The 26,239-nt window shown below is 59.5% G+C and carries 22 protein-coding genes and 1 pseudogene; 15 read left to right on the top strand and 8 right to left on the bottom strand.

What is annotated here, in order from left to right:
• Nucleotides 1–201 precede the first annotated feature (201 nt).
• On the top strand, nucleotides 202–1,671 hold the full coding sequence (locus Q7L55_02110; GenBank protein ID MDO8731357.1) for a cation:proton antiporter: 1,470 nt from the start codon (nucleotides 202–204) through the stop codon (nucleotides 1,669–1,671).
• Between the two features lie 19 nt (nucleotides 1,672–1,690).
• On the opposite strand, the gene acs is transcribed toward Q7L55_02110, so the two are convergent.
• From acs to Q7L55_02095, 3 genes are read right to left on the bottom strand one after another with little or no spacing between them, the layout of a single operon-like run.
• Nucleotides 1,691–3,643: an acetate--CoA ligase gene (acs, locus tag Q7L55_02105; protein ID MDO8731356.1), complete on the bottom strand. Its 1,953-nt coding sequence runs from the start codon at nucleotides 3,641–3,643 to the stop codon at nucleotides 1,691–1,693.
• A gap of 44 nt (nucleotides 3,644–3,687) precedes the next feature.
• Entirely contained in the window at nucleotides 3,688–4,458 is a 771-nt protein-coding gene (locus tag Q7L55_02100) for an oxidoreductase (protein ID MDO8731355.1), read from the bottom strand.
• A gap of 24 nt (nucleotides 4,459–4,482) precedes the next feature.
• Complete coding sequence (locus Q7L55_02095; GenBank protein MDO8731354.1) at nucleotides 4,483–5,271, bottom strand: HAD-IB family hydrolase; 789 nt, start codon at nucleotides 5,269–5,271, stop codon at nucleotides 4,483–4,485.
• 106 nt (nucleotides 5,272–5,377) lie between these two features.
• On the opposite strand from Q7L55_02095, the gene Q7L55_02090 reads away from it, so the two are divergent.
• The 7 genes from Q7L55_02090 to Q7L55_02060 all read left to right on the top strand — a co-directional run bounded on the left by Q7L55_02090 (nucleotide 5,378) and on the right by Q7L55_02060 (nucleotide 10,081).
• On the top strand, nucleotides 5,378–6,430 hold the full coding sequence (locus Q7L55_02090) for a hypothetical protein (GenBank protein MDO8731353.1): 1,053 nt from the start codon (nucleotides 5,378–5,380) through the stop codon (nucleotides 6,428–6,430).
• Nucleotides 6,427–7,602: a TadA family conjugal transfer-associated ATPase gene (locus tag Q7L55_02085; GenBank protein ID MDO8731352.1), complete on the top strand. Its 1,176-nt coding sequence runs from the start codon at nucleotides 6,427–6,429 to the stop codon at nucleotides 7,600–7,602. The genes Q7L55_02090 and Q7L55_02085 overlap by 4 nt, the downstream gene beginning before the upstream one ends.
• Nucleotides 7,590–8,279: a type II secretion system F family protein gene (locus tag Q7L55_02080; protein ID MDO8731351.1), complete on the top strand. Its 690-nt coding sequence runs from the start codon at nucleotides 7,590–7,592 to the stop codon at nucleotides 8,277–8,279. Before Q7L55_02085 ends, Q7L55_02080 begins: the two co-directional genes overlap by 13 nt.
• Nucleotides 8,280–8,398: 119 nt before the next feature.
• A complete protein-coding gene (locus Q7L55_02075; protein MDO8731350.1) occupies nucleotides 8,399–8,989 on the top strand; it encodes a type II secretion system F family protein in 591 nt (196 codons plus the stop codon).
• 130 nt (nucleotides 8,990–9,119) lie between these two features.
• The gene (locus Q7L55_02070; protein MDO8731349.1) at nucleotides 9,120–9,299 is read left to right on the top strand and encodes a DUF4244 domain-containing protein; all 180 of its coding nucleotides are present in this window, start codon (nucleotides 9,120–9,122) and stop codon (nucleotides 9,297–9,299) included.
• The gene (locus Q7L55_02065) at nucleotides 9,300–9,686 is read left to right on the top strand and encodes a TadE family type IV pilus minor pilin (protein ID MDO8731348.1); all 387 of its coding nucleotides are present in this window, start codon (nucleotides 9,300–9,302) and stop codon (nucleotides 9,684–9,686) included. It begins immediately after the preceding gene.
• Nucleotides 9,683–10,081: a flp pilus-assembly TadE/G-like family protein gene (locus Q7L55_02060; protein MDO8731347.1), complete on the top strand. Its 399-nt coding sequence runs from the start codon at nucleotides 9,683–9,685 to the stop codon at nucleotides 10,079–10,081. Before Q7L55_02065 ends, Q7L55_02060 begins: the two co-directional genes overlap by 4 nt.
• Here the strand turns inward: Q7L55_02060 and Q7L55_02055 are convergent.
• Entirely contained in the window at nucleotides 10,043–11,701 is a 1,659-nt protein-coding gene (locus tag Q7L55_02055; protein MDO8731346.1) for a hypothetical protein, read from the bottom strand. The two genes, Q7L55_02060 and Q7L55_02055, sit on opposite strands and share 39 nt — an antisense overlap.
• A gap of 66 nt (nucleotides 11,702–11,767) precedes the next feature.
• Nucleotides 11,768–14,165 (bottom strand): annotated as a pseudogene (locus Q7L55_02050) (DEAD/DEAH box helicase).
• On the opposite strand from Q7L55_02050, the gene Q7L55_02045 reads away from it, so the two are divergent.
• Both Q7L55_02045 and Q7L55_02040 read left to right on the top strand, forming a co-directional pair.
• Nucleotides 14,090–14,425, top strand: coding sequence for an STAS domain-containing protein (locus Q7L55_02045; GenBank protein MDO8731345.1), 336 nt, complete (start codon nucleotides 14,090–14,092; stop codon nucleotides 14,423–14,425). The pseudogene Q7L55_02050 and the gene Q7L55_02045 overlap by 76 nt on opposite strands.
• A gap of 105 nt (nucleotides 14,426–14,530) precedes the next feature.
• On the top strand, nucleotides 14,531–16,858 hold the full coding sequence (locus tag Q7L55_02040; protein MDO8731344.1) for a sodium-translocating pyrophosphatase: 2,328 nt from the start codon (nucleotides 14,531–14,533) through the stop codon (nucleotides 16,856–16,858).
• A 54-nt stretch (nucleotides 16,859–16,912) separates the two neighbouring features.
• Here the strand turns inward: Q7L55_02040 and Q7L55_02035 are convergent, their stop codons facing one another.
• Nucleotides 16,913–17,305 (bottom strand): type II toxin-antitoxin system VapC family toxin, encoded by a 393-nt coding sequence (locus Q7L55_02035; protein MDO8731343.1) that lies wholly within the window; start codon nucleotides 17,303–17,305, stop codon nucleotides 16,913–16,915.
• Complete coding sequence (locus tag Q7L55_02030; protein ID MDO8731342.1) at nucleotides 17,305–17,550, bottom strand: type II toxin-antitoxin system prevent-host-death family antitoxin; 246 nt, start codon at nucleotides 17,548–17,550, stop codon at nucleotides 17,305–17,307. The genes Q7L55_02035 and Q7L55_02030 overlap by 1 nt, the downstream gene beginning before the upstream one ends.
• Before the next feature lie 112 nt (nucleotides 17,551–17,662).
• On the opposite strand from Q7L55_02030, the gene topA reads away from it, so the two are divergent.
• The 5 genes from topA (at nucleotide 17,663) to Q7L55_02005 (ending at nucleotide 25,265) form a co-directional block, all read left to right on the top strand.
• Complete coding sequence (gene topA, locus Q7L55_02025; protein MDO8731341.1) at nucleotides 17,663–20,407, top strand: type I DNA topoisomerase; 2,745 nt, start codon at nucleotides 17,663–17,665, stop codon at nucleotides 20,405–20,407.
• A gap of 14 nt (nucleotides 20,408–20,421) precedes the next feature.
• Nucleotides 20,422–21,036 carry a dTMP kinase gene (gene tmk / locus Q7L55_02020; protein ID MDO8731340.1) on the top strand — a complete coding sequence of 205 codons (615 nt, stop codon included), beginning with the start codon at nucleotides 20,422–20,424 and terminating at the stop codon, nucleotides 21,034–21,036.
• On the top strand, nucleotides 21,033–22,229 hold the full coding sequence (locus Q7L55_02015; GenBank protein MDO8731339.1) for a DNA polymerase III subunit delta': 1,197 nt from the start codon (nucleotides 21,033–21,035) through the stop codon (nucleotides 22,227–22,229). Before tmk ends, Q7L55_02015 begins: the two co-directional genes overlap by 4 nt.
• Nucleotides 22,216–23,733: an alpha/beta hydrolase gene (locus Q7L55_02010; protein ID MDO8731338.1), complete on the top strand. Its 1,518-nt coding sequence runs from the start codon at nucleotides 22,216–22,218 to the stop codon at nucleotides 23,731–23,733. The genes Q7L55_02015 and Q7L55_02010 overlap by 14 nt, the downstream gene beginning before the upstream one ends.
• Nucleotides 23,734–23,837: 104 nt before the next feature.
• Entirely contained in the window at nucleotides 23,838–25,265 is a 1,428-nt protein-coding gene (locus Q7L55_02005) for an MFS transporter (protein ID MDO8731337.1), read from the top strand.
• 34 nt (nucleotides 25,266–25,299) lie between these two features.
• Here Q7L55_02005 and Q7L55_02000 read toward each other — a convergent pair whose 3' ends face one another.
• Entirely contained in the window at nucleotides 25,300–26,001 is a 702-nt protein-coding gene (locus Q7L55_02000; GenBank protein ID MDO8731336.1) for a YoaK family protein, read from the bottom strand.
• Nucleotides 26,002–26,239: the final 238 nt, after the last annotated feature.

Below are 26,239 nucleotides of genomic sequence, written 5' to 3'. Positions count from 1 at the left end.
GTCCGGCGCGACCATCTCAGTTGGAGAATCGCCACGAGCTAGTTGGTGATGGGCCAGCCCATGAATGGCCTTGCATGCTGATGAAAACCATCCCGATCACTAGTTCAGTTCAGAACCTGCGCCCAAGAATCGCGACTGTCCTTGCCGAAGGGTGTCAGTACGATCAGCCGAACGGACGAGCCGGAAGCGGAGTACGAGTAAATGACAGACACGGTCTCACTCGGCGCTTTGATCGCCGTGGTCTCTTTCGGGTTAGTCGTCGCGGTCCTGTCCAATCGCATAAGCAATTACACGCGGATTCCTGCACCCGCTCTCTTTCTTATCGCCGCAGCGATTCTGGGAGAGCTGATTCCCCAGCTTTCCCATATCACTATTCCAGTAGTTCAAGGCGCGGTGAGCGTTGCGCTAGTCCTCATCTTGTTCGACGGTGGCATGCACATCGGCTGGCGTCAGTTCCGTCGCAACGGGCGGGCGATCACGTGGCTCGGCGTTGTGGGCACGCTCGTCACGGCTGCCGCTCTCGCCATCCTGGTGCATTACGCGTTTGGCATGGAGTGGTTGCTCGCAATGCTGCTTGCCACAGCGCTAGCTCCAACTGACCCTGCGGTCGTCTTCTCTGTCTTGGGCAAGCGGGCGATCGGCGGACGTTCGGACGTACTCCTCGAAGGTGAGTCCGGGGCGAACGATCCAGTTGGCATTGCCTTGATGGTCGCTCTGCTTGCAGCGAGCACGGCGAGTTCCGGTTTTCAGGCCGTCGCTGAGGGCGCCTTTGAGTTTGTACTCCAGATGGGTGTGGGGTCATTGCTCGGCGTTTTGGGTGGATTGGCGCTGCGTTGGATGACGCAACGTGTGGCGCTGCCAAGTGAGGGCTTGTATTCGATTCGCACGCTGGCCGGTGCTGGGCTGATCTTTGGTGTTACGACCATCGCGCATGGGTCCGGTTTCTTGGCCGTCTTCATCGCCGGGATGGTGATGGCTGACGGCCGCGTGCCATTCAAACGAGAGATCCAGCGATTCCACTCCGCGCTTGCGAGTCTGGGCGAAATTGTCGCCTTTGCATTGCTTGGGCTCACGGTTGATGTCTCTTCACTGTTCAGCGGCAGTGAGTGGCTTGTGGGGCTTGCCATCGCAGTTGCACTGGCATTCGTGATCAGGCCGGTACTTGTCGGCCTCGTTCTCCTGCCGATCAGGCTTGCCAGGAACGAGCGCATCTTTGTGCTCTGGGCTGGGTTGAAGGGCGCGGTTCCGATATTGCTCGGCACCTACATCCTGAGTTCTGGCGTTGAAGATGCGGCATACGCGCGTGACCTGATCATCATCGTCGTCACGTTCTCCGTCATCTTCCAAGGCGGATCGATACCCGCCGTCACGAAATGGCTGAAATTAAGCCTGACGGAAGTGAATCCGCAGCCCTGGACGATGGGCGTGCGGTTTGAGAATGAACCCGGCGGATTGCTGCACTACAGCGTTGACGCTGGATCAATCGCTGACGGCTGCCGGGTTGAGAATCTGCCGATCGCCGACGAAGCCTGGTTGAGCGTTGTCACGCGGGCTGGCAGTCTGGTGCAGATTCGAGGGGAGACCGTGTTGCAGGCCGGTGACGAAGTGACATTGCTGGCGTCAGAGGACTCCACGATTGACCTGAAGTCTGTCTTCAAGTCCGAGGCTTAGAAAGACAGGCTGCGAGGGGTTAGTCCTCGCCCTTGCCCTGTGCAAGACCAGTTGAGATCAGGTTCATCACGGTTGGGTCCGCCAAGGTCGTCGCATCGCCGAGATCACGATGCTCTGCCACATCACGAAGCAGGCGGCGCATGATCTTCCCTGATCGAGTCTTCGGCAATTCAGCGACAATCAGGATTTGTCGAGGCTTGGCAATGGGACCGATCTCATGCGAGACGTGATTGCGCAGTTCCTGTATCAAGTCTGGGCCGTCTTCGGCGTCACCACGCAAAATTACGAAGGCAACAATACCTTGACCAGTGCGTTCATCTTCGGCACCGACGACTGCTGCTTCAGCGACCTTTGGATGAGACACCAGCGCTGACTCCACTTCGGTAGTGGAGATCCGGTGGCCTGAGATGTTCATGACGTCGTCAACTCGACCCAGGATCCAGATGGCGTTGTCGGAATCTAGCTTTGATCCATCACCGGCGAAGTAGACATTGGGCCAACGACTCCAGTAGGTCTCGACGTAGCGCTCGTTGTCGCCCCAGATACCTCGGAGCATTGCGGGCCAAGGCTCAGTCAGCACGAGGTACCCACCAGAGCCGGGTTCAACGGCAGCACCATGGTCATCGACCACTATTGCACTGATACCAGGAATGGGGCCCATTGCGGAGCCTGGCTTGCACACCGTGATGCCGGGCAGTGGAGCGATCATGATGCCGCCAGTTTCGGTTTGCCACCACGTATCAACGATCGGGCAATTGTTGCGTCCAATCACCTCGCGGTACCACATCCACGCTTCTGGATTGATGGGTTCGCCGACTGATCCGAGCACGCGCAGAGACGACAGGTCGTGACTTTGCGGCAATTCATCGCCCCACTTCATGCAGGTGCGGATTGCTGTTGGAGCCGTGTAGAGAATCGAGACTTTGTGGCGTTCAACGATGTCCCACCACCGGTCGCGCGCTGGCGTATCTGGCGTGCCTTCGTAGATGACCTGCGTGACGCGATTTGCGAGAGGTCCGTAGACAACGTACGAATGGCCAGTTACCCAACCAATATCTGCGGTGCACCAGTAGACATCGGTGTCGGGCTTGAGATCGAAGACCACCCGATGCGTGTAGGCGGCCTGCACGAGGTAGCCACCGGAGGTGTGCAAGATGCCCTTTGGGTTGCCGGTGGTACCAGAGGTGTAAAGAATGAAAAGCGGATGCTCGCTGTCGAAGGCCTCGGGTGCATGCACTTCTGGCTGCTCATCGACTACGTCGTGCCACCACAGATCGCGGCCCTGGACCCAATCAACATCGCCGCCCGTGCGCTTCACAACGATGACTTTGGCAACGGGACTAGGCGCGGCGATGGCTTCATCAACTGCGGGCTTGAGCGGCATTGCGGCTCCGCGCCGGTATTGACCGTCGGAGGTGATAACGAGCGAGGCCTGAGCGTCGCCAATGCGATTGCGAAGAGCGGTAGCGGAGAAGCCAGCGAAGACGACCGAGTGCGGTGCACCGATGCGGGCACACGCCAACATCGAGATGACGGCCTCCGGAATCATCGGAAGGTAGATCGCAACCCGATCGCCTGCCTTGATGCCAAGTGAGGTCAGGGCATTTGCTGTCTTGCTGACCTCGCGCAGCAGATCGGCGTAGGTCAGATCGCGACGATCCCCTGGCTCTCCTTCAAATCGCAGCGCGACCTGATCGCCGAAGCCATCTTCAACATGGCGATCAACACAGTTGTAGGAAACGTTGAGATGACCATCGACAAACCAATGCGCGAATGGCGCTTTCGACCAATCCAGCACAGCGCTGTAGGGCTGTTCCCAACTGATGTGTTGTGCCTGCTCGTCCCAGAAGCCCAATCGGTCGGCATCTGCGCTTTCAAAGATGCCTGGTTTGGCGTTGGCTTGTGCTGCAAATTCAGGTGACGGCGGAAAGCGCCGATCCTCGCTGGCCAGATTTGCAATGGTTTCGCTCATCTGAGTACCTAATCACGCTCAACAGGATCATGGGTGCTCCTGGGCTAGACCGTTACGGCGGCAGCACCCATCGCGCACGATGTAGCAAACCACAACAGCGACTCCGCTACACCGTCTGCGGTTCCAGATCCGTAGTTCTTGATCGCCTTCACGTAGGCAGGTCGACCCGCTTCAACGAATCCGTGTTCGGGAATGGTGAACAAGGAGGGATCCAGCCCGCGTTCAGCGAGCACACAGCGCACCAGGGCCCTGCCGATCAGACCAGAACCCCAAGCGAAAGGCCGCAACCACAAGATCTCGTTGTGAACCAGCCCTGCGGTGAGCAGGCCTGGCAGATCAGTCCTTCTGGTCACCAGACTCGCCATCGCCATCAAATGCGGTGCAAGGTCGATCGTTGGCGGAAGGCTTCCAATGCGGAGCGGATCATCGGCTTCATCGCTCGAGCGTGGCCGGCCCAGTGAGTCTGCCGGCTGAAATTCACTTGAAGTAATGGCATGCAGATGAGCGATGACCTGCAATGGCGCCTTGCCCCATGCATCGACCTGTCCGGGAATCGCTGCCGTGAGGCGCAGCGCACTGTCGAGCACCCGGCCCATCGGCGAGGTTTCTGCAACCACTACATCAGCACCGTCAATGGTTGCCGAAGCGTGCGCCCCGCGTTGAGCCGATGCGGCTGCCACTTCAGCAGCTGCAGCGCGAACGTCTCGCCGCCACAACACGGCATCGATGTCCTCGCGGGCTCCCAGCAGTGCTGCCGCGACATCTTTCCGCGCGAGAAGTTGGTCAAGGAACGCTGGTTGAAAGACCTGGCTCACGAGCGGTGACACTATCCCGAAGGATCAGGAGGGGCTTGTTGCGCGTGCGTAGCGACGAATCGCGTACCAGGCCAGGCCCAATGCGACGGCGCCAATGACCAGGCCGGAACTGGTGGCCGCGATTTGCTTTGAGTGAGATTTGAGTCCGACGGGTCGCGCGAAATCCATGATCGGCCACTCAGAATCGATTGCGGCCTCGCGAAGTGCGGCATCTGGGTTCACTGCCACTGGATGTCCGACTGCTCGCAGCATTGGCAGATCAGTCTGTGAATCGCTGTAGGCGTAGCAGTCGGCAAGGTCATAGCCGCGTTCAGCTGCAAGAGCGCGCATCGCTTCGGCTTTCTGCTCGCCATAGGCGTAGAACAGAATCTCGCCGGTATAGCGACCATGCTCGATTGCAACTTGAGTACCGATCGCCACATCGACGCCGAGTCGAGCACCGATGGGCTCCACCAGATCTGTGCCCGATGCAGAGAGAATCACGATCTCGTGACCGGCAGCGCGATGCTCGGCGATGAGATCCACGGCTTCTTGGTAGACCATCGGATCAATCACCGTGTCCAAAGTCTCGGCAACAATCGACCGAACCGTCTCGACGTCCCAGCCAATGACGAGATTGGAGACGTACGAGCGCATCTGAGCCATCAGGTCCTCGTCAGCACCTGAGGTGACGAAGACCAGCTGTGCGTAGGCACTGCGCAGCACTTCGCGCCGACCAATGAGCCCACCGCGGAAGAAGGGACGAGCGAATGCGAAGGCGCTCGACTTGGCCAGAATGGTCTTATCGAGGTCGAAGAAAGCTGCCGTCGACATGTATCCACGGTAACTCAGTCATCCACATCAACCAATTTGCTCCGGTGTGTCCACATGTCGTCCAGGCCATGAATATCTGTGCTTGCCCACCGGCGAGGGTCAGGCCATGGATGCAAGACCACTGCTGATCACCGCGAATCGACAACTCAGCGAGCACGTGCGAAGCCTCGCTGGCGCCGGTGGATTGGGCCTTGAAGTCGCCGAGAATGTGGAACACGCTCGCGCTGAATGGGATCTGCGCGAGCAGCTCCTCATTGGTGATGATCTTTGCGAGGCACTCATCGGTCTGCCCAAACGGCGAGCTGTGAGCATCCTGCGATGGCAGCCACTTCAGCAGGAAGATGCGCCTTCCAGAGCGTGGCAAGCGGCTCTTGCGCTCGGTGCCGAGCAGCTTGTCGAGTTGCCGGCGGCCGATGCATGGTTAGCCGAACTGCTCACTCGGCCGGCAGTTGCCCCTGGTGCTAAGGGTCGAGTGGTGATCGTCACCGGTGCATGTGGTGGCGCGGGTGCGTCAAGCTTGGCTGTTGGCTTGGCGGCTGCTGAACACCGGCTCGGCCGCAAAGCGCTGTTGGTCGATGGTGACTTCGCCGGCGGCGGTCTCGATCTCCTTCTCGGGGCTGAGGCGCAAGCGGGCACTCGTTGGTCTGAACTCACCAACCTCACGGGTCGATTGAACGCTGACAGTCTGCTGCCAAGCCTGCCCTCGCCGAGTGGAATTCCATTGGTATCAGCGAGCCGCGGCCCGTTCTTGCAGGCAACGTCGCAGGCGTGGGAGTCCATCCTGAATCTGGGCCAGCAGAACTTCGATTGCCTCATCGTGGATCTCCCGCGGGCCCAGGCGTTGAGTGTTGATCAGTGGTGGCCGACCCAGATCGCGGCCGAATTGTGGTGCGTGGTGCCCACGCGCATTCGCGCGATCGCAGCCGCTGCAATTTGCATTGAACATTGGGGCCAGACCTGGAGCAGTGTTCGAGTGATCGCGCGGCAGACTGATCGGGGTATCGCGACAAGCGATCTGAGCCGAGCGTTAGGCCAGCCGGTGCTCGGCACCCTTCCGCACGACAGTGCGGTCGCTGCGTCCGGTGAGTTGGGTGAAGTGAGCAGTGGTGCCTTTGCGAGGGCCTGTATGCAATTGGCTACCGAATTGCCAGTGTCATGAGACTGGCTGATCGCGTCCGATCTCGGTTGGTGATCAATCATTCTGAGACCTCACCCGCGGAGGTCTCGGCTGCACTTCTCGACGAAGGCATCGTTCTCGGCGAAGGAGCGCTGATGTCGCTCATTGCCGAGCTACGCCGTGAGTATCTCGGTGCTGGGCCGCTGGAGGCCCTGATCCATCAAGCTGATGTCACCGATGTATTGGTGAACGGACCGAACGAGGTGTGGATCGATCGCGGGCGCGGCATGGAGCGTGCTGCATTGACATTCTCAGGTGAGGAAGAGGTCCGTGCCCTCGCGCAGCGACTTGCCGCAAGTGTGAGTCGACGTCTTGATGAAGCCAGCCCCTTCGTTGATGCACGCTTGGAGTCCGGCATTCGGCTGCACGCCGTGCTCGCTCCCATTTCCCTCGATGGCACGCTGATCTCAATTCGCATCCCACGCGCTCGCGCGTTCACCTTGGACGATCTTGTCAGTTCTGGAAGCGTCGATGAAGAAGGCGCTGCATGGTTGCGAGCGGTCATCGACTCGCGAGTGGCCTTCCTCATCAGTGGCGGAACTGGTTCAGGCAAGACCACGATCCTTGGGGCTTTGCTTGGTCTCATGCCAACTCAGGAACGGCTGGTCATTGTCGAGGATTCTGCTGAGCTCCAACCCGATCATCCGCATGCCATTCGACTGCAGGCGCGCCCGGCGAACTTGGAAGGTGCCGGCGCGATCACTATGCAGAGTCTTGTTCGGCAAACCCTGCGCATGCGCCCCGATCGCATCGTGGTTGGCGAGGTTCGCGGTGCTGAAGTGATCGACTTGCTCACTGCCCTCAACACTGGCCATGAGGGTGGCTGCGGCACGATCCACGCCAACTCGGCTGCCGATGTGCCAGCACGCATCGAAGCCCTTGGCTTACAAGCCGGACTCGGACGCGAAGCCGTGCACGCATTGCTTGCTGCTGGACTGTCCGTCGTGATCCACCTCGCACGAGACTCAACTGGTCTGCGTGTAGTGCAAGGCGTTCATGTGCTTGTACTCGACGAGCACTCGCGTGTTCGCGCTCGCGCTGCGTTGATCAGAGTCGGTACGCGGCTTGAGCCTGGTGAAGGCATGCAGCAACTCTCTGAAGTCCTCGCGTCCAGTTCTCCACCGGCACACATCGCCTTGCAATGTTCAATCTGACCATTGGGGTCCTGGTCATGTTCGCTGTGCTCTTGGCCTGGCCCAGCGAGAGCATCCACCGACTCCACCAACTCAGTCTTCCGCGGGACTCCAGCTCTTCAGCCCCACTTGTGCAGGCCTTGCAGTCGCGCTTTTCCCAGTCTCGCCAGCGAGCAGCGCAATCGCATCGAGTCATCGATGCGCTGGCGAGTTTGGAAGCCGAACTGCAATCGGGCCAGGCGCCGGCCGTGGCACTATCGCGTTCAGCGGGAGTGCCGCCCGCCTGGCCAACTGCATTGGCCGCGTTACGGATTGGCGGGGATGTGGCTACCGCTCTTCACATCGACGCCGAGGTACAGCCGGTGCTGGGGCACTTGGCTGCCTGTTGGGAAGTCGCAGCACATACAGGAAGTGGATTGAGCCAGGCAGTAGCAATGTTGGCTGAGTCGGCTCGCACGCGGGAAGAGTTGGAAGCCACATTGAACGCCGAGCTCGCATCCCCGCGCGCAACCATGCGGGTGCTTTCGCTGCTTCCGGTCGTCGGCATTTTTATGGGTATCAGCCTGGGAGCCGACCCAATGGGTTGGTTGCTGGGTAACCCCATTGGACTGATGTGTGCCACTGGCGGCTTGCTGCTCACCGCCTCGGGATGGTTGTGGTCCAGACAACTCGTGCGCGCGGTGGAGCGGCAGTTGTGATTGCGTTAGCTGCTCTACTTGTGGCCGCTGCCTGTTGGCTGGTCATGTCCAAGCCGAGTCATGCTCGGCTGCGGTCGGTCGTCCGAAGCAATGAAAAGCTGAGGTCGAAGCAGCTCCCGGTGGCCGACCTGGCTGCCATCGCACTGGGCATCGGCATCGCTGTTCTGCTTGCTTCTTTCTGGGGCATTGTCCTGGGACTGCTTGCGGTCATCGTCACACGAAGGTTCACAAGCCGACTTGAGTCACGCCAGGCGCGCGACCGGCGAACGCAGCTCGAACGCCAACTGCCATCGGTGTGCGATCTTCTCGCCGCCACCCTTGCCTCTGGTGCGCCCTTGTTGTCCGCCCTGTCAGCTGTTGCAAGAGCCAGCGCTTATCCAGCTTCCGAAGATCTGCAGCGCGTGGCTGCGGCATTGAAATTTGGGGCTGCTCCTTCAAGTGCCTGGCGGGAGGCCGCACTAGGTCCTGAGTTCGCACGTGTCAGTGCGGCCTTTCAGCGTTCCGCGGTATCGGGGGCACCGATTGCTGAAGTCCTGAAAGCTGTCGCTCGTGATGAACGGCGCCGAAGGCAAACAACGGTTGAGATAGCTGCCCGATCCGCCGGGGTGCGTGCAGTGGCGCCGTTGGCCGCCTGCTTCTTGCCCGCTTTCGTATTGCTCGGGATCGTTCCCGTTGTTGCGTCGATGGCCATTGGCGTCTTTGCGAACTGATTCCTTCCCCAACTCCACGTGCATGTCTGACGACGTCCACAGCGGTAGTTCTCTTGATGCCGATGAAGGGCTGTAAGTCCCAGCCTTGGCCTCAGTCGGGCATGGGGCCTGACCTCGGGGGAGGACACACATGAACCAATTGATCCAGCGCTTGCGAAGTGATGAGCGCGGCATGACGACGGCCGAATACGCCGTCGGAACAGTGGCGGCTGCCGGTTTCGGCGGAATTCTCATCAAGGTGCTCACGAGTCCTGAAGTGCGCAATTTGATTTGGAAGGTCATCAGCAGCGCCTTGTCGGTCTTCTTCTAGATGTTCGCATTGCAAGGGTCGAGTCGGTCTCCTACCGGCTCGACCCAATGTGATCGCGGCAGCGCCATTGTTGAGACCGCACTGATGCTTCCGGTGCTGCTTTCTGTTGCCTCGCTGCTGCTTACTTCGATTGCAGTAGGCAGCACTGCGATCCATTTGGGCGACACCGCGCACGATCTTGCTCGTGCGCTCGCGCGTGGCGTGCCAGAGAATCAAGTGCTCGCCACGGCTGAGCAGCTTGCCCCAAACGCGCACGTTGCCGTAACTGCCGATAGTGGGCTCGTCGAAGTGACGGTGACTCAAGAGATCGACATTCCGGTGCCGCTCCTTGATCGCTTCAGTTTCACCATCGATCGTTCGGCAACTGTGCCGCAGGAGCTCACGTGACTCCGCGTGAACGAGGCAATGGCACGGTGCTCAGCCTTGGATTCATGTTCATGATTGCCGTAGCCGGGTTTCTCGTACTGGCTCAAGTACAAGCCGTGATGAAGACGCACGCCGTGCAAGGTGCAGCAGACTTGTCTGCCATTGCCGCAGCGCAAACTCCAGGTGATTCCTGCGCTGGCGCGCGTGCGATTGCCGCGGCCAATCAGGTGCGGCTAGTCGATTGCCGAACCGAGGGCACGGATTTCATCGTGCGCGTTGAATCCGATCTGCCAAGCCTTGTGATGGCAGTACTCAAATTCGTGCACGTGCAATCTGCGCCTATCCAAGCTTCGGCCAGAGCAGGGCCAGTCGAATCGCTACCTTCTCGGGAGAGTGATGGGGTTGGACTTGACTGAACCAGACGTCGACTGAAGAACGACAGAAATCTTGGTGCCTGGTTTTGAAACAAGCTTTGTCAGATTGGTGAACGTGAAGGCTCCGGCAGCGCTGACTGGGGGTACCAACGAAGTAGCCAGCCATCCCTTGAGGCAATTTGTGAAACTCTTGCCCGACTTCACAACGGTTGTGGTGAAGCACGGAATGAGCTGCTGCCCAGCGAGGCTCGGCGCAGTCCCGGACGCCTGAAAACGCTTGTGACCTCGCACGTAGACGCTCCCTTTGCTGGTGATGGTGATGCTGTCCGACACCGGTCCGGTAGCAACTCCAGCAGTGCCGCCCGCGCCGGCTACTCCCGCCTGCGTGCACAGGCTCTTGTCAGCACCACACAACAACCTCACTGGGCCTATGTCGAGGGAGAGGGTGCCCACTGGTAAGACACCAGTGCCATCCCACTTTTGGGCCCCGAGTGTCGGGCTTCCATTCCAAGCGGCGGGCGATCCCGACTTCGACATTGCGATGATGAAAGGCTCAACGCCGACGAAGAAGCAGCGCACGACGTCACCAGCCACATCGCAGCCGTTCAGCGTTGCGCCAGCGGTCCATTTGCGTACGCGGTTGTAGGCGTCGATGGTCTGAGTGGTGCCGTCGTACATCTGCACACCGATCAAGCCGTACGGCCCGGCGGTCCACAGGTACCAGAAGGTCGCGGAGATGCCCTGTCGCATGGAATCGACATACGTGCGAGCCAAATACATCGCACCGGTTGGGCCATCGAAATCCTGATCCGGGATTGCACCCGGGCCAGCGAGGCCGTAGTTGATCTCGGTGTCCCACACGGCCTTACTCAATGCGGCTGGATCGGCGCCAGTGGAATCGGACAACACTCCGCGCCAGGCATCGATGGCATCGAAGCGATTGACAGGAGTGGCATTGGCAGCTGGGTAGGTGTGAATCGTCCAGCCGTCGATCGGGTATCCCTTGGCCTTCAATGCTGCTGCGTAGGGCCCAAAGAAGGTCTTGACAGAATTGATCAAGCGAGTGGTGGTGGACGCGGCAAACACTGTGGTGCCGGGGCTGATTGCCTTGATCGCCGAGTTTGCGCGCTGAGTGAGATCGGCCATCTGCTCGGGAGTGCCGGTCCAGAAGGTCTTGAGATTCGCTTCATTCCAAGTTTCAATAGCTGCGATGCGACCGCTATAGCGTTGCATCAAGGCAGTGATGAAGTTGCCGTAGGTCGCAGGGTCAGCTGGAGCCGAAGCCGAACCCAGGCCCCATCGAGGGTCACCGTCTGCTGGATTTGCTGCGGCCCAGACAGGGGTCAGCCCAGCTACGTACAAGACCTTCGCACCAGCTGCCTGTGCCTGAGCAATCCGCTGATCAAGCACCGTCCACTGAAAGACGCCCGGTGCTGGATTCACGTCGCGCCAGGCAACGCCCATGTCCCACAGCCGGATGTAGCCAGCGGCAACTCCGGGCGCGGTAGTGACTTCTGGTGCCAAGCCGAGGCTGAACTGGTCAGGGGTGACATTGGTCGCGGCATTCGCGGGTGCCGACAATGGCGCGAGCAGCATGGTTGCTGAGGCCAGGAGGACCAGAGCGGAAATGCGCACGCGTGTACGACCAGTCAGTTTGCTCATGGCGCAGTCCTACCAGAGGCGTGAGGGATCACCGAATTTCCGGATGCATTGCTATCAAGTTGTTATCTAGGCCTCACGCAGGAGTTCCGTCAGGATTCGAATGGCAGCAAGTTTGTCGAGCGGGTGGTTGCCATTGCCGCACTTGGGGGATTGCACGCATGACGGGCAGCCATCACGGCATCGGCATTCGCGGATCAGATCGCGTGTTGCAGTAAGCCATGTTTGCGCAATATCGAAGCCGTGTTGCGCGAAGCCGGCTCCGCCGGGGTATCCGTCGTAGACGAACACCGTCGTCTGACCAGTGTCGATGTGCAGCGCTGTGGAGACTCCGCCAATGTCCCAGCGATCACACGTTGCGAAAAGTGGGAGCAAGGCGATGGATGCATGCTCGGCTGCGTGCACTGCACCGGGAATCTCGGTGACATCCGCTGCCGCGCACTGATCATCAGTCACCGTCCACCACGCCGCAGTCGTGACGAGTTCGCGCTCCGGCAGATCCAAACCCTGCTCGCCAAGATTCTCACCCGTGAGCACCCGACGTTTTTGAAAGCTCAGCACCTGACTTGTCACTTGCACTTGGCCGACGTTCATCGTTGCCGCACCCCAATTGCATGATTGTGTGGTGTGCAGGATGCGAATCTCGCCAATCTCGTGCGCGGTTGTCGTGTAGTCGACAGCCTCTTCGATGACAGACGCGACTGATTCGTCAAGATCTAAAGATGTGACCAGCGAGGTCACACCTTGATGCGCGTAAACCGCACCCGGATGCACGGTGCTGTGCGATGAGGCTTGATCAACCGTGCCGAGCAGTCGACCGGTGTTTTCTTCAACGATTCGAATGGGTGCACCACCTGTGCTGCGCAGATCTGCGAGGTCGCTCGCTCGATCTCTTCGCGTCCAATACCAACCATTGGCGCGCTTGCGCAGGAATCCTTGATCGGCAAGCTCTGCGAGCAAGGGCAGGGAGTTTGCTCCGAACCAGCGTTCGGCATCTTCGTCTGTCAAAGGAAGTTCCGAGGCAGCGGCACACAGATGAGGGCCGAGGATCACTGGATTTGTCGGGTCGAACACTGAGGCCTCTACTGGTGCGTCGAGAATTGATGACGGATGCTCGACGACGAAGGAATCCAAAGGATCTTCGCGGGCAATGAAGATGGCCAGGGCTGGATCATCGCCTCGTCCTGCCCGGCCGAATTGCTGCCACAGCGATGCGCGAGTCCCGGGCCAACCAGCAATCAGCACAGCATCAAGGCCGCTGATATCGATTCCCAGCTCAAGAGCATTGGTGGTCGCGAGCGCTCGAATGCGACCATCGCGCAAGGCTTCCTCAAGGGCGCGACGTTCCTCGGGTAGATAGCCACCTCTGTAGGAGGCGACGGTGTCGACGAGATCGGGATCTATTTCGCGCAAGAGATCGCGCGTCAGGGCGGCTACGCCTTCGGCTGCACGCCGACTGCGCACGAAGGCCAAGGTCTGCCGGCCGTCAGTTACGAGATCTGCTAGCAGATGTGCGGCCTCAGTTGTTGCTGTGCGGTGGGCCGTTTCGGGGCCATTCAAATCCAGCGGTTGCCACAACGCGATCGTTCGCTCGGGGGAAGGCGAAGCATCTTCAATGACCTCACGAACCGAATCACCGATCAGCCGCTTCAGCGCGGTAGCAGGTTCAGCGACTGTCGCTGAAGCAGCGAAGATCACCGGTTGGCTGCCCAGATGAGCGCAAATGCGGCGTAACCGTCGGATGACCGCTGAAACATGCGCTCCGAAAACTCCGCGGTACGCATGCGCTTCGTCGATGACGATGTACTCGAGGCGCTTCAGGAACGGTGCCCAGCGATCGTGATTGCCCAGCATTGAATGGTGGAGCAGGTCGGGATTGGTGAGGACGAGATTGGCATGGGACTGCGCCCAGATCCGCTCTTCGCGCGAGTTGTCCCCGTCGACTGTGGCGGCGCGCAGCCAAGGCAGCTCGCGTTCAGCGAAGGTCCGCAACTGATCATGGGCAAGTGCCTTTGTCGGCGCGATATAGAGGGCAGTGGCTCCTCGGCCATTTGCAGCTGTCAGCCCGGCATGAATCCCCGTGAGTATCGGCATCGAATACGCGAGCGACTTGCCAGAGGCAGTTCCGGTGGCCAGCACGACGTGATCGCCGCCAAAGGCTATTTCTGCCGCCTGCACTTGATGGAGCCAGGGCTGGAAGATGCCTGGATACGAGGCTCGAATCTCTTCGGGAAGCCATATCGGCCAGTCAGCAACAACTGCCTCGCGAGCGGGCCGCACTTCAATATGGCGCAGCCGATCCTCGCGGCCTTGTGCAAGCCGCGCTAGCATTCCGTCGACGCTTCTGCTCATTTTGTTCACCGTAGCGCTCTGGTGTGTCACCCTTTGGCCATGAGTTTCGAGGTCTCCGCCGAGATGCTTGGGAATGCGGCCGTGCTGACCGTCCATGGCGATGTGGATCTTGCAACAGCAGCCATCCTCGATTCGGCAATAGCCGACTCTTGGTCTCCTCCGGGCCGGCTCGTCATCGATGCAACGAGGATCGCATTCATGGATTCCACTGGTCTTGGGGTGCTCGTCAAGGCCGCCATTCAAGCTCGTGATGAGGGTGGCCAAGTCGCTATGGCTGGGGTGGGTTCCCGAGTCCAGAAGGTGCTTGCGATTACTGGGCTCGACGAGCACATTGCGATCTACGACACAGTGGCCGACGCGGTACGCAACACGTAGTTCGAACGAAACGGACAATTTCCCAATTCGGGGGGATTTCCGGCTCTGGCTGCATAGACTCCGCGCGATTCCCAGAACGTTCATGCACGTTTAGTCAGGAGACCCATGATTGAGCTCAGCGGAGGCAACTTGACGACCGTCGTCGTCGTTGCTGTCATCGCATTAGCTGCCCTGGTTGTGGCGGCAGTGCTGGTTCGCGAAGTCCTTGCAGCAGATGCAGGCACCCCGAAGATGCAGGAGATCGCAGCTGCGATTCAAGAGGGCGCATCGGCCTTCCTGAACCGTCAGTTCAAGACCCTGGCCGTCTTTGCTGTGGTCGTCTTCTTCGTTCTGTTCCTGCTTCCGGCAGAGACCACAAGCGAGCGCATCGGCCGAAGCATCTTCTTCCTGGTCGGCGCGACCTTCTCGGGTACCACCGGCTACATGGGCATGTGGCTCGCGGTTCGAGGCAATGTGCGCGTGGCAGCAGCCGCCAAGGATTCCGGTGAGCAGAAGGCAATGCGCATCGCCTTCCGCACTGGTGGTGTGGCTGGCATGTTCACCGTCGGCCTTGGCCTGTTCGGCGCCGCCGTCGTCGTGCTCGTATATAAGGGTGATGCTCCCAAGGTTCTTGAGGGCTTCGGCTTCGGTGCCGCGCTGCTCGCCATGTTCATGCGTGTCGGCGGTGGCATCTTCACCAAGGCAGCTGACGTCGGCGCTGACCTCGTCGGCAAGGTCGAGCAGGGCATCCCAGAAGACGACCCACGAAACGCAGCGACTATCGCGGACAACGTCGGTGACAACGTCGGTGACTGTGCAGGCATGGCCGCGGACCTCTTCGAGTCCTACGCCGTGACCTTGGTTGCCGCGCTGATCCTGGGCAAGGCCGCGTTCGGCTCACTCGGCCTGGTGTTCCCGCTCGTGGTTCCCGCAATCGGTGTGCTGACCGCCGTGGTCGGCATCTTCGCCGTGGCTCCTCGCCAGGGCGATCGCTCGGGCATGTCTGCAATCAACCGCGGATTCTTCATCTCTGCGGCGCTGTCATTGGTGTTGGTCATTGGCGCTGCGTTCGTCTGGATCCCAGCAACGTGGGAGCAACTCCTCACAACCTACGCACCTGCTGGCCTCGCCATTGATGCCATCACCAGCGCAAATGGCTTGAGCACCATTGGTCCGCGCGTTTACGTGGTTACCGCAGTGCTCATTGGCATTGTGCTCGCAGCGGTGATCCAGCAGCTCACGGCCTACTTCACTGAGACCAACCGTCGCCCGGTTGACGATGTCGCCAAGACCTCGCTCACCGGTCCGGCAACGGTCATCTTGTCCGGCATCTCGCTGGGTCTTGAATCAGCGGTGTACTCGGCGCTCATCATCGGTGCAGCGGTCTACGCGGCTTACCTCATTGGTGGCGGCGTTGTGATTCTGTCGCTGTTCGCCATCGCCCTTGCGGGTACTGGTCTGCTCACGACTGTTGGTGTCATCGTCTCGATGGACACCTTCGGCCCGGTCTCCGACAACGCGCAAGGCATCGCTGAGATGTCTGGCGAGATTCACGGCGAAGGCGCTGCAGTGCTGACTCGTCTCGATGCAGTCGGCAACTCCACTAAGGCCATCACCAAGGGGATTGCAATCGCCACTGCTGTGCTTGCCGCAACCGCACTGTTCGGTGCTTTCCGCGACACAGTGCAGGCGGCAACGGCAATTTCGGGGGCAAGCATCACCGACGTGTTCTCCAACTTGGAGTATCTCGGCATCCTCGACGTCGCTAGCCCCGCCAACCTCGTGGGCTTGATCATCGGTGCCTCTGTGGTGTTCTTGTTCTCCGGTCTGGCCATCAGCGCGGTATCTCGCGCTGCTGGCGCTGTGATCTACGAAGTGCGTCGCCAGTTCCGCGATCACCCGGGAATCATGGAAGGCACCGAGAAGCCGGAATACGCCAAGGTGGTCGACATCGTGACCCGCGATTCACAGCGTGAGCTCATCACCCCGGGCCTCCTCGCGGTGCTGACTCCCATTGCCGTGGGCTTCGGCCTCGGCATTGGCCCACTAGGCGCCTACCTTGCGGGAACCATTGCCACGGGCGTGCTCATGGCGGTGTTCCTGTCGAACTCCGGTGGTGCTTGGGACAACGCCAAGAAGTTCGTTGAAGACGGCAACCACGGCGGCAAGGGCTCTGAGGCTCACGCCGCAACGGTCATCGGCGACACCGTCGGCGATCCGTTCAAGGACACAGCTGGCCCAGCGATCAACCCGCTCATCAAGGTGATGAACCTGGTTGCGCTGTTGATTGCTCCGGGCGTTGTTGCCCTGAGCATCGGGTCGTCTGCAAATCCCGGTCTGCGTTGGGGGATCTCGCTCACCGCAGCAGTGATCGTGATCATCGCTGTTGTGATCAGCAAGCGTCGTCCGATCGCGGTCGGCGATGTTGAGGTGGCGTCCCGCCTCAACGCCTAGCTCAAGCGAAGCGACCCCGCACTCATCGCGAGTGCGGGGTCGTTCTTTGTTCAGTCAGGTCAGGACGACGATGCCAAGATCGCGTGCGGCCCGCACAAGTCGACGGTCCAAACTGGCCAGCGGTAACTGATGCTTGAGGCACAGCGCGATGTAACTGGCGTCGTAGACGGTGAGTCCAGTTTGGTGCGACAGCCTCATCAACTGATGCCCATTTGGATTCTCGAATTCAACGTGCAGTTCAGCCAGAGTCGTCAGGACTGATTCGGCCATCTCGCTTGTGAGTCGACTCCGAACCTGCCCCATGCGAAGGGCGGAGGCGATTTCATAGATCCAGATGGTCGGTGCCAGAACAGGCCCTTCTTCGATTCTCACCAGCAATGTGCTGGCTGCGCTGGAATCCTCGTCAGGCATGACGTAGGCGAGAGCAAGTGAGGCATCCAGGACCATCACGGGTAGCGGCGCCCCTCTTCGATCAAGTCCTTGATGGATTCGGGTCCGGGCTTGATGTGCTGTCTCATTTCGCGAAGCGCTGCGAGCGCCGCCACCGTGCGCGCACGTCGATCTTCGATGTTCGACAGGTAGGCCACCGGCACCCCGCGTTTGGTGATGATGACCTCCTCGCCGGCCGCAACTTTGTCCAAAAGCTCGGAAAGTTTGGTCTTGGCTTCGAATACGCCAACGGTGAGTGCCATAGGAACAGACTAGGTTGTTGGTTAAGTCGGATCAAGCCCTCATAGGGGTGGCCGAGATTTGACAGAAGGGTGTGGCTTAACGTCAGACTCCGCTCCGACTGAAGGGACCCGGGTGGCCAAGGACAAGACGCTAGTGATCGTTGAATCACCAGCGAAAGCCAAGAAGATTGCTGGATATCTTGGTGAGGACTACATCGTGATGGCCTCTGTTGGGCATATTCGCGATCTGGCGTCGAAGGCCTCAGACCTTCCCGAGGGTGAGCGCAAGCACTCCTGGTCCAAGCTCGCCGTCAATGTTGATGATGGCTATCGCCCCTATTACATCGTTCATCCGTCCAAGGCTCAGACCATTCGCGACCTCAAGGCCGCGCTGAAAGACGCCAAGGAGTTGCTGCTTGCAACTGATGAGGACCGCGAGGGCGAGGCCATCAGTTGGCACTTGCTCGAGGTGCTCAAGCCCAAGGTTCCGGTCCATCGCATGGTGTTCAACGAGATCACGCCGGAGGCCATCCGCGAGGCAGTCGCCAATCCGCGCGAACTCGACATGCAGTTGGTTGATGCGCAAGAAACGCGACGCATCGTCGATCGTCTCTACGGCTATCCAGTCTCCGAAGTGCTCTGGAAAAAGATCGGCCGCGACGCCAAATCAGCAGGCCGTGTCCAATCAGTTGCTGTCCGTTTGGTGGTTGACCGCGAGCGTGAGCGCATCGCCTTCAGCTCTGCTGGCTACTGGGATATCGACGCCATCTTCTCCCCAGAAGATTTCAAAGCGCGCCTGACCAGCCTTGATGGCACCCGCGTTGCCATTGGCAAGGACTTTGATCAGTCCGGTGCATTGAAAGCACAGGACAAGGTAACTCTGCTCGATGAAGCAAGTGCGGCAGCGTTGGCAAGTGGCTTGAAGAGCGTGAGTTTCACAGTGCGCTCAGTTGAGCAGAAGCCTTCGCAGCGCAAGCCTTCTGCACCATTCACCACTTCCACGATGCAGCAGGAAGCATCCAACCGACTGCGTTGGGGCGGGCAGCGCACCATGCGCATTGCACAGAGCTTGTATGAGAACGGCTACATCACGTACATGCGTACGGACTCGGTCAGTCTGTCGAGTCAGGCACTGAATGCAGCCCGAGTTCAGGTCACCGAGTTGTACGGACCAGAGTACGTCGAAGCCACTCCACGCACCTTCCCGAATAAGTCGAAGAATGCTCAAGAGGCGCACGAAGCCATTCGTCCAGCCGGCGATGCCTTCCAGACTCCTGACCAATTGCGACGCGAGTTGAACGCTGATGAGTTCGCGCTATACGACCTGATCTGGAAGCGCACCATTGCCTCGCAGATGGTCAACGCACGCGTGGCGACCACCACGGCGAAGATCGTTGGCACGGCAATTGATGGCCGCATCGCTGAGTTCACGGCATCGGGCACCGTTGTCGTCTTCCCCGGCTTCTACGCCGCGCTGAAAGATGTTCCTGAAGAAGGCAGCGAGAACGAGAACGAACTGCCTGCGTTGACCGAAGGGCAGATTGTTGATGCTCGCGAGCTGAATGCCATTGGCCACACGACGAGCCCACCAGCGCGCTTCACTGAAGCCAAGCTTGTGCAGCGTCTCGAAGAACTCGGTATTGGCCGTCCTTCAACTTACGCATCGATCATGACCACGATCATTGATCGCGGTTATGTATGGAAGAAGGGCGCAGCCCTTGTGCCGAGTTTCATCGCCTTCGCAGTGGTGCGCCTGCTCGAAGAGCACTTCGCCGAACTCGTCGACTATGACTTCACTGCGAACATGGAGAACCTGCTCGACCTCATCGCCCGTGGCGAGGCCAATCGCGTTGAGCAATTGCAGGCCTTCTGGCTGGGCGGCGATTCACTGGCTGGTCCTTTCCCAGGCATCAAGCCGCTGACTGAAGATCTCGGTGCCATCGATGCCCGCGGCATCGCCACGATGCCGATCAGGGGTACCGACGCGATGATCCGCGTGGGCCGCTACGGCGCTTATGTCGAGCGCGGCGAAGAACGAGCCAATATCCCAGTTGATCTTGCTCCTGACGAACTGACTGCCGAAAAGGCTGAACAGTTGCTGGCTGAGCCAACGGGCGACCGTGAGCTCGGCATTGACCCAGAAACTGGCCTCAACGTGATGGCGAAGTCGGGTCGATATGGCCCCTATGTCACAGAGGTCCTGCCAGAGGGTTCGCCGAAGTCGGCAAAGCCGGGCACTGCCTCACTTTTCAAGGACATGAACCTCAATGAGGTCACCCTGGACGACGCACTTCGTTTGTTGAGCCTGCCGCGCGTTATCGGCGTCGATCCTGAATCCAAGGAAGAGATCACCGTGCAGAACGGCCGCTACGGCCCGTACCTGCTGCGCGGCACAGACTCGCGTTCAATCGGTGGCGAAGAAGAGATCTTCACGATCACCCTCGATCAAGCCATCGCCTTGTATGCGCAGCCCAAACAGCGCCGTGGCCGCGGTCAAGCAGCCGAGCCCCTTCGCATCATTGGTGCCGACCCCACCACCAACTTGAACATCGTCGTTCGTGAGGGCCGATTTGGGCCGTACGTCACCGACGGCGAAACCAATGCTTCGCTGCGCACTGCCGATGATCCGATGACGGTCACTGCCGAACGTGCATCTGACCTGCTCTCTGAGCGTCGGGCCAAGGAAGCCTTGGAAGGCAAGCCGGTCAAGCGCACGGCCAAGAGGGCCGCAAAGAAAGCGCCAGCGAAGAAGACTGCTGCCAAGAAGGCCGCTGCGCGCAAGCCGATTGACCGCAACCTCACTACCCGCACGGTGAAGAAGGCGGCATCCAAGCGGGCTGCTGCCAAGAAGACTGTTGCGAAAAAAGTAGCGGTCTAGGAATACAGTCGGCCATGTTCATCGTTCTGGAAGGGCCCGATGGTTCCGGAAAATCCACCCAGACGCGATTGCTTGTTGAGCACCTGAGAAGTCGCGGCCGTGAAGTGGTGCAAACTCGCGAGCCAGGTGGCACCCCAGCAGCCGAGGCAATTCGTGCGCTCGTGCTGAACCCGGAGTTCGCCGGCCTTGATGACCGCACCGAAGCCTTGTTGTTCGCCGCAGCCAGAGCCGAGCATGCTGCTCAAGTGATTCGCCCAGCCCTGCAGCGCGGGGAGATCGTGGTCTGTGATCGCTACATCGATTCTTCAGTTGCGTATCAAGGCGTAGGTCGATCGCTCGGGATTGATCGCATCCGCGAACTCAGTTCGTGGGCCACCACTGACCTGCTGCCAGATCTGACACTTGTGCTCGACCTTGATGCAGCTGAAGGCATGGCTCGTGTTGGCGAACGCGATCGACTCGAACTCGAACCGCAGGAGTACCACGACCGAGTGCGTCGGGCCTTTGTTGAACTCGCGATTCACGATCCTGAGCGTTACCGCGTGGTCAGCGCTGTCGGCTCTATTCAAGAAGTGGCTCAACGCATTCGGCTGGCTGTCGATGAGTTCATCGCTGGAGTGCCGGCATGAGTGCACCCATCTGGCTAGTGCTGATTGGTCAGGAAGAGGTCGTGACCAAACTTGAACGAGCCGTGCACGACGCGGAGTTGATGACTCGGGGTGAATCAGGGCCCGCGATGACTCACGCTTGGTTGTTCACTGGTCCACCCGGTTCTGGTCGCTCGAACGCGGCAACGAGCTTTGCTGCTGCGCTGGTTTGTATCGAGGGCGGCTGCGGTGAATGCCAGGCGTGCCGCAATGCGTCAACAGGGGGTCATCCCGATGTCGACATCGTGCGCCCTCAAGGTCTGAGCTACGGAGTCGACGAGGCCCGCGATCTGATCAAGCAGGCTGCGATGTCACCGACGATGAGCCAATGGCATGTGGTTGTGGTTGAGGATGCTGACCGGCTGACGGATCAGGCCGTCAACGTCTTGCTCAAGGCAATCGAGGAACCACCGCCGCACACGGTCTGGATTCTGTGTGCACCGAGTGCTGAAGACGTACTGCCGACGATCCTTTCGCGCACCCGTCAGGTGGTGCTGAGAACCCCGCCGACCAAGGTCGTGATGGAAGCGCTGATCGATCGCTATGGCGTGGATGCAGCGGTCGCTTCGTTCGCAGCGCGCGCATCCCAAGGCCACATCGGCCGCGCGAGAGCATTAGCCACAGACGAGCACACCAGATTGCGCCGACACGAAGTGCTGCGCATTCCGATGCAGCTGCACGATCTTCCGGCCTGCTTCACCCACGCAGCGAATCTGCTGGAAGCCGCGAACCTCGATGCCAAGTCGATCACTGACCCGCTCGATGAGCATGAGCAGTCGCAATTGCGCAAGGCGTTCGGTGCAGATTCGGATATGCGACTCAAGGGCCAACTCAAGAGATCACTCGACAGTTCGATGAAGCAACTAGAGGCCCAGCAGAAGCGCCGCCGCACGCGCACGATCCGTGATCAGGTTGATCGCGCTCTCGTTGATCTGCTTGGCCTCTACCGAGACGTATTGCTGATTCAGACTAGTGCTGACATCGCATTGATCAATGAAGAAATGCGGCCGGCTCTTTCGCAACTCGCCTCTCAAACTGAACAGCAGGACACCGGACGTCGATTGCTCGCTGTGAACTACACGCGCAAGCAGATCGATGCCAACGTCACCCCACTCATTGCCCTTGAAGCGCTGATGGTTGAGCTGAAGGATCCTTGGCTTCGTGTCGCTTCATAAGTCACGAGTCGCGATTACAGTTGCGCTCGCACTGGCCCTGCTCGCAGGCTGCAGCAACCCCACCGCAACGGAGCCGATCCCAGCGCCATCAAGCACGAGTGCAATACCCGCTAATCTGAAGCAGTACTACGGCCAAGAAGCAAAGTGGGTCGATTGTGGTGGGGCTCAATGCACCAACGTGAAGGTGCCGCTCAATTACGCCGATCCAGCAGGTGAGACGTTCTCGCTGGCCGTCACCAAGGTCCCAGCTACGGGTCAATCACTCGGATCGCTCTTCGTGAATCCGGGTGGCCCAGGCGGCAGCGGCTTCGACTATGCAAAATCGGCGAGTTTGAGTTTGTCCGACGCAGTCACTAAGCACTACGACATTGTCGGTGTTGATCCACGTGGGGTATCCAAGAGTGACCCGATCTACTGCCTCACCGACCAGCAGCGCGATGAGGTAGCCGCAGTGGATTTCTCAGCGCAGACCCCACAAGACATGGCAGTGCTGATTGCCACCGGCAAGCTTCCGGCTCAGAGCTGCAAGACCTATGCGAACCCTGAATTCACGTTCATGGACACCAAGAACGTTGCGCGGGATTTCGACGTTGTTCGTGAAGTCGTTGGAGACGAGAGTTTCAACTATCTCGGCAAGTCCTACGGCACCGCAATTGGCACCGACTATGCCGCACTCTTCCCGCAGCGAGTTGGTCGAATGGTGCTCGACGGAGTGCTGCCGCTCGACCTCGGGCTCGAAGAGATCACTAGAGGTCAGGCCGCGGGCTTCGAGGATGCCTTCATGAACTTCGCGGAGGATTGCGCCAGCAAAGACGACTGCCCATATAAGGGTGATGGCAAGCAGGTCGCCCAAGAACTGCGCGACTTCCTGACGAGTCTTGATGCCAAGCCCTTGCCCGTTGGCGATCGTATGCTCAACGAGTCCTTGGCCAGCAGTGCAGTGCTCTCGTTTCTCTACTTCCCATCGCGCGACTATCCGCGACTGCGCTCGGCCTTGAACTCTGCAGTCAAGGAGAACAACGGAGCTCCGTTGTTGTCGCTGCTTGATGAGCGCAGTGGACGTCAGGTTGATGGTCGATACGTCGACAACTCTGCAGAGGCGTTCTATGCGGTTACATGCCTTGACCGTCAGTATCAAGCAACGGCTGAACATGTAAGTGATCTCGCCAAGCAATGGGAGCAGTTGTCACCGACATTCGGTGCCGGAATGGCCTGGGGATTATTTCCTTGTGCGAATTGGCCAGCCAAGGGAACAGGGCCAGCCAAGAACGTGAACATTCAGGGAACAGCCCCGATCCTGATTGTCAGCACCACGAACGATCCAGCGACACCGGCAATGTGGGGAACAGAACTGTCGAAACAAATCGCGGGCTCGGGCCAGCTGATGTGGGATGCCTACAACCACACCGCATATGAACAGGGCTCCTTATGCATCGATGAAGCTGTTGATGCGTATCTACTTCAAGGGACTATGCCCTCGGCGAACGCGGTCTGCGGCGGCTAAAAGCTGTAGCAATCTGCTGGTAGCGTGCGTTGGTATTCACGTTCGACGCTGCTGCCCTTGGAGTTTCCGTGTCTCAACCTTCTGCTGTTCTTGCCCCGGACCCGATGCGCTGGAAGGCGCTGATCGTCATCGCAATCTCCCAGTTGATGGTTGTGCTCGATGCGTCCATCGTCAACATCGCACTGCCGTCAATGCAGGCAGACCTCGGCATTACAGACGCGAACCGCCAGTGGGTTATCACGGCCTACACGCTCGCCTTTGGTGGCTTGCTGCTGCTCGGTGGTCGCATTGCTGACTACGCCGGTCGCAAGAGGATGCTCATCGTCGGTCTCATCGGTTTCGCAATTGCATCAGCGCTTGGTGGCGTCGCTCAGAACCAGGGCATGTTGATCTTTGCTCGCGGCCTTCAAGGGGCAATGGCGGCAATTCTTGCGCCCGCGGCGCTTTCGTTGATCACCGTTACCTTCACCGACAGCAAGGAACGCGCCAAGGCTTTCGGCGTCTACGGCGCGCTGTCTGGTGCGGGCGCGGCGATCGGTCTGATCATGGGCGGCATCCTGGTTGAATACACCTCCTGGCACTGGACTCTTCTTGTCAACGTACCTATCTCCATTGCCGCTGTCTTTCTCGCTCTTGCCTACGTGCATGAGTCGCGCGCAACCGGTAACACCACCTACGACATCCCGGGCGCGATCACTGGCACTGCGGGCATGGTGTCCTTGGTCTACGGCATTACCAAAGCCACTTCGGATGGCTGGACAGGTACGACCACTCTCACCTTCATTGGTGTCGGACTGGTGATTCTGGCGATCTTCATTGCAATCGAAGCCAGGACCACCCACCCGCTGCTGCCGCTTTCGATTCTGCTGAACCGCAACCGCGGTGGCGCCTACCTGGCTTCCTTCTTCGTCGGCATCGGGCTGTTCGCGATGTTCTTGTTTCTGTCCTACTTCTTCCAAGGAGTGCTCGGCTACTCTGCTCTCAAGAGCGGTCTGCTCTTCTTGCCGTTCTCCATTGGCATCGTGATCAGCGCTGGCATTGCCAGTCAGCTGCTTCCGAGGTTCGGCCCGCGCTGGGTCACCTTTATAGGTTTCCTCATGGCAGTCTTTGGCATGTTCTTGTTCACGCAGATGCAGCCGACAGCGACTTACTGGCCAAACATTCTGCCGGGCATGATCATCATGAGCCTGGGCATGGGACTGGTCTTCGTGCCACTGTCAGCTGTGGCGCTGTTTGGCGTTGGCAACCATGACGCCGGTGTCGCCTCTGCCGTGCTCAACACGAGCCAGCAGATCGGTGGCTCCATCGGTCTGGCTTTCCTCAACACCATTGCGGCCTCTGCGACAACGGCGTATGTCATCGCTAACAATGTTGCTCCGGGGGATGCCAATGCACTTGTGCACGGCTTCGACACGGCGTTCTGGTGGAGCGTTGGCATCCTGGGATTCGCAGGTCTGATCTGGGTCTTCTTGGTCAATATGTCGAAGGAGGACATGACCGAGCACGACGCCGACGCTGCAACGGTGATGTAGCCGAAGCCTGCAGCACCATCGCATGCATGGCGCACTACAGCAGGTTTGAGGTTCCGTGAATTCGGGAGCCAAGGATCAGCAATGCTGTTGCGACAGCGCTCGTTGCTGCCGCAAGAACCAGTGACGATGGACCGCCCACGTGAATCACGAGCAGTGCGCCAAGTGCGCCGCCGATGCCGATTGCGGCAATCGCAGCAGAGCGACGCATCCAAACGTGGCGAGGCTGGCCGTGACCAGCCAGCCGGCTCTCGCGCGCCAGGTTCGTGATCGTGCTGGTCACGACAACGGTGGTGATGTCGGAGTTGCCGATTGGTCGAACCGAGGCAACCTGAGCACCCATCAATCCAGCGAGCAATGTGGTCAAGATGATCTGTTCGGCGCCGGCCAGACCAGGGGTGAAGTGCCAGTAGATCGAGATAGCCATTGTGATGGCCGATGACGCAACAAGTACCAAGCCGCCAGCTAGTTCAAAGCCAAGTCGCTCCGACCGACGATTCGTGCGCGCTCCGATCACCGCGCCCACGATGAAGCCAGCCAGCGCGAACAGGTTGTTCAAGAACGGAATGCCATCGACTCCGATGAGACTAAAGCCAATGAACAACACATTGCCCGTCATGTTGCCGGTGAACACACGATCAAGGGCGATGTACGAAGCCGCGTCGATCATGCCCGTCGACGCGGTGAGCATCAGCAGACCAATGGTGAAGTAGGTCGCCTGTGGGACACGAGTCACCATGTGAGCACCACCAGAAACAACCAATCCCGACGAAGACAACGACCACGAAGCAAGCGAGCTGAAGTTATCAGCCGACCGCGAAAGGAGCCCAAGACACTCTGAAGCGCCCCAGGTTCTGTGCCGCTCCTATGCGGGTTGCAACTCTCGGTTGAGGGCTGCGTAGTGGGCTTGCTCGAACTCTTCGGGGCTGTTGTAGCTGAGGCTACTGTGCAGGCGACGGGTGTTGTACCACTCGACC

The sequence above is a fragment of the Actinomycetota bacterium genome, assembly GCA_030650795.1.
GTDB lineage: Bacteria > Actinomycetota > Actinomycetes > S36-B12 > S36-B12 > UBA11398.
The sequence above is the reverse complement of the archived record's forward strand: the minus strand, read 5'-3'. Positions and strand labels throughout refer to the sequence as shown.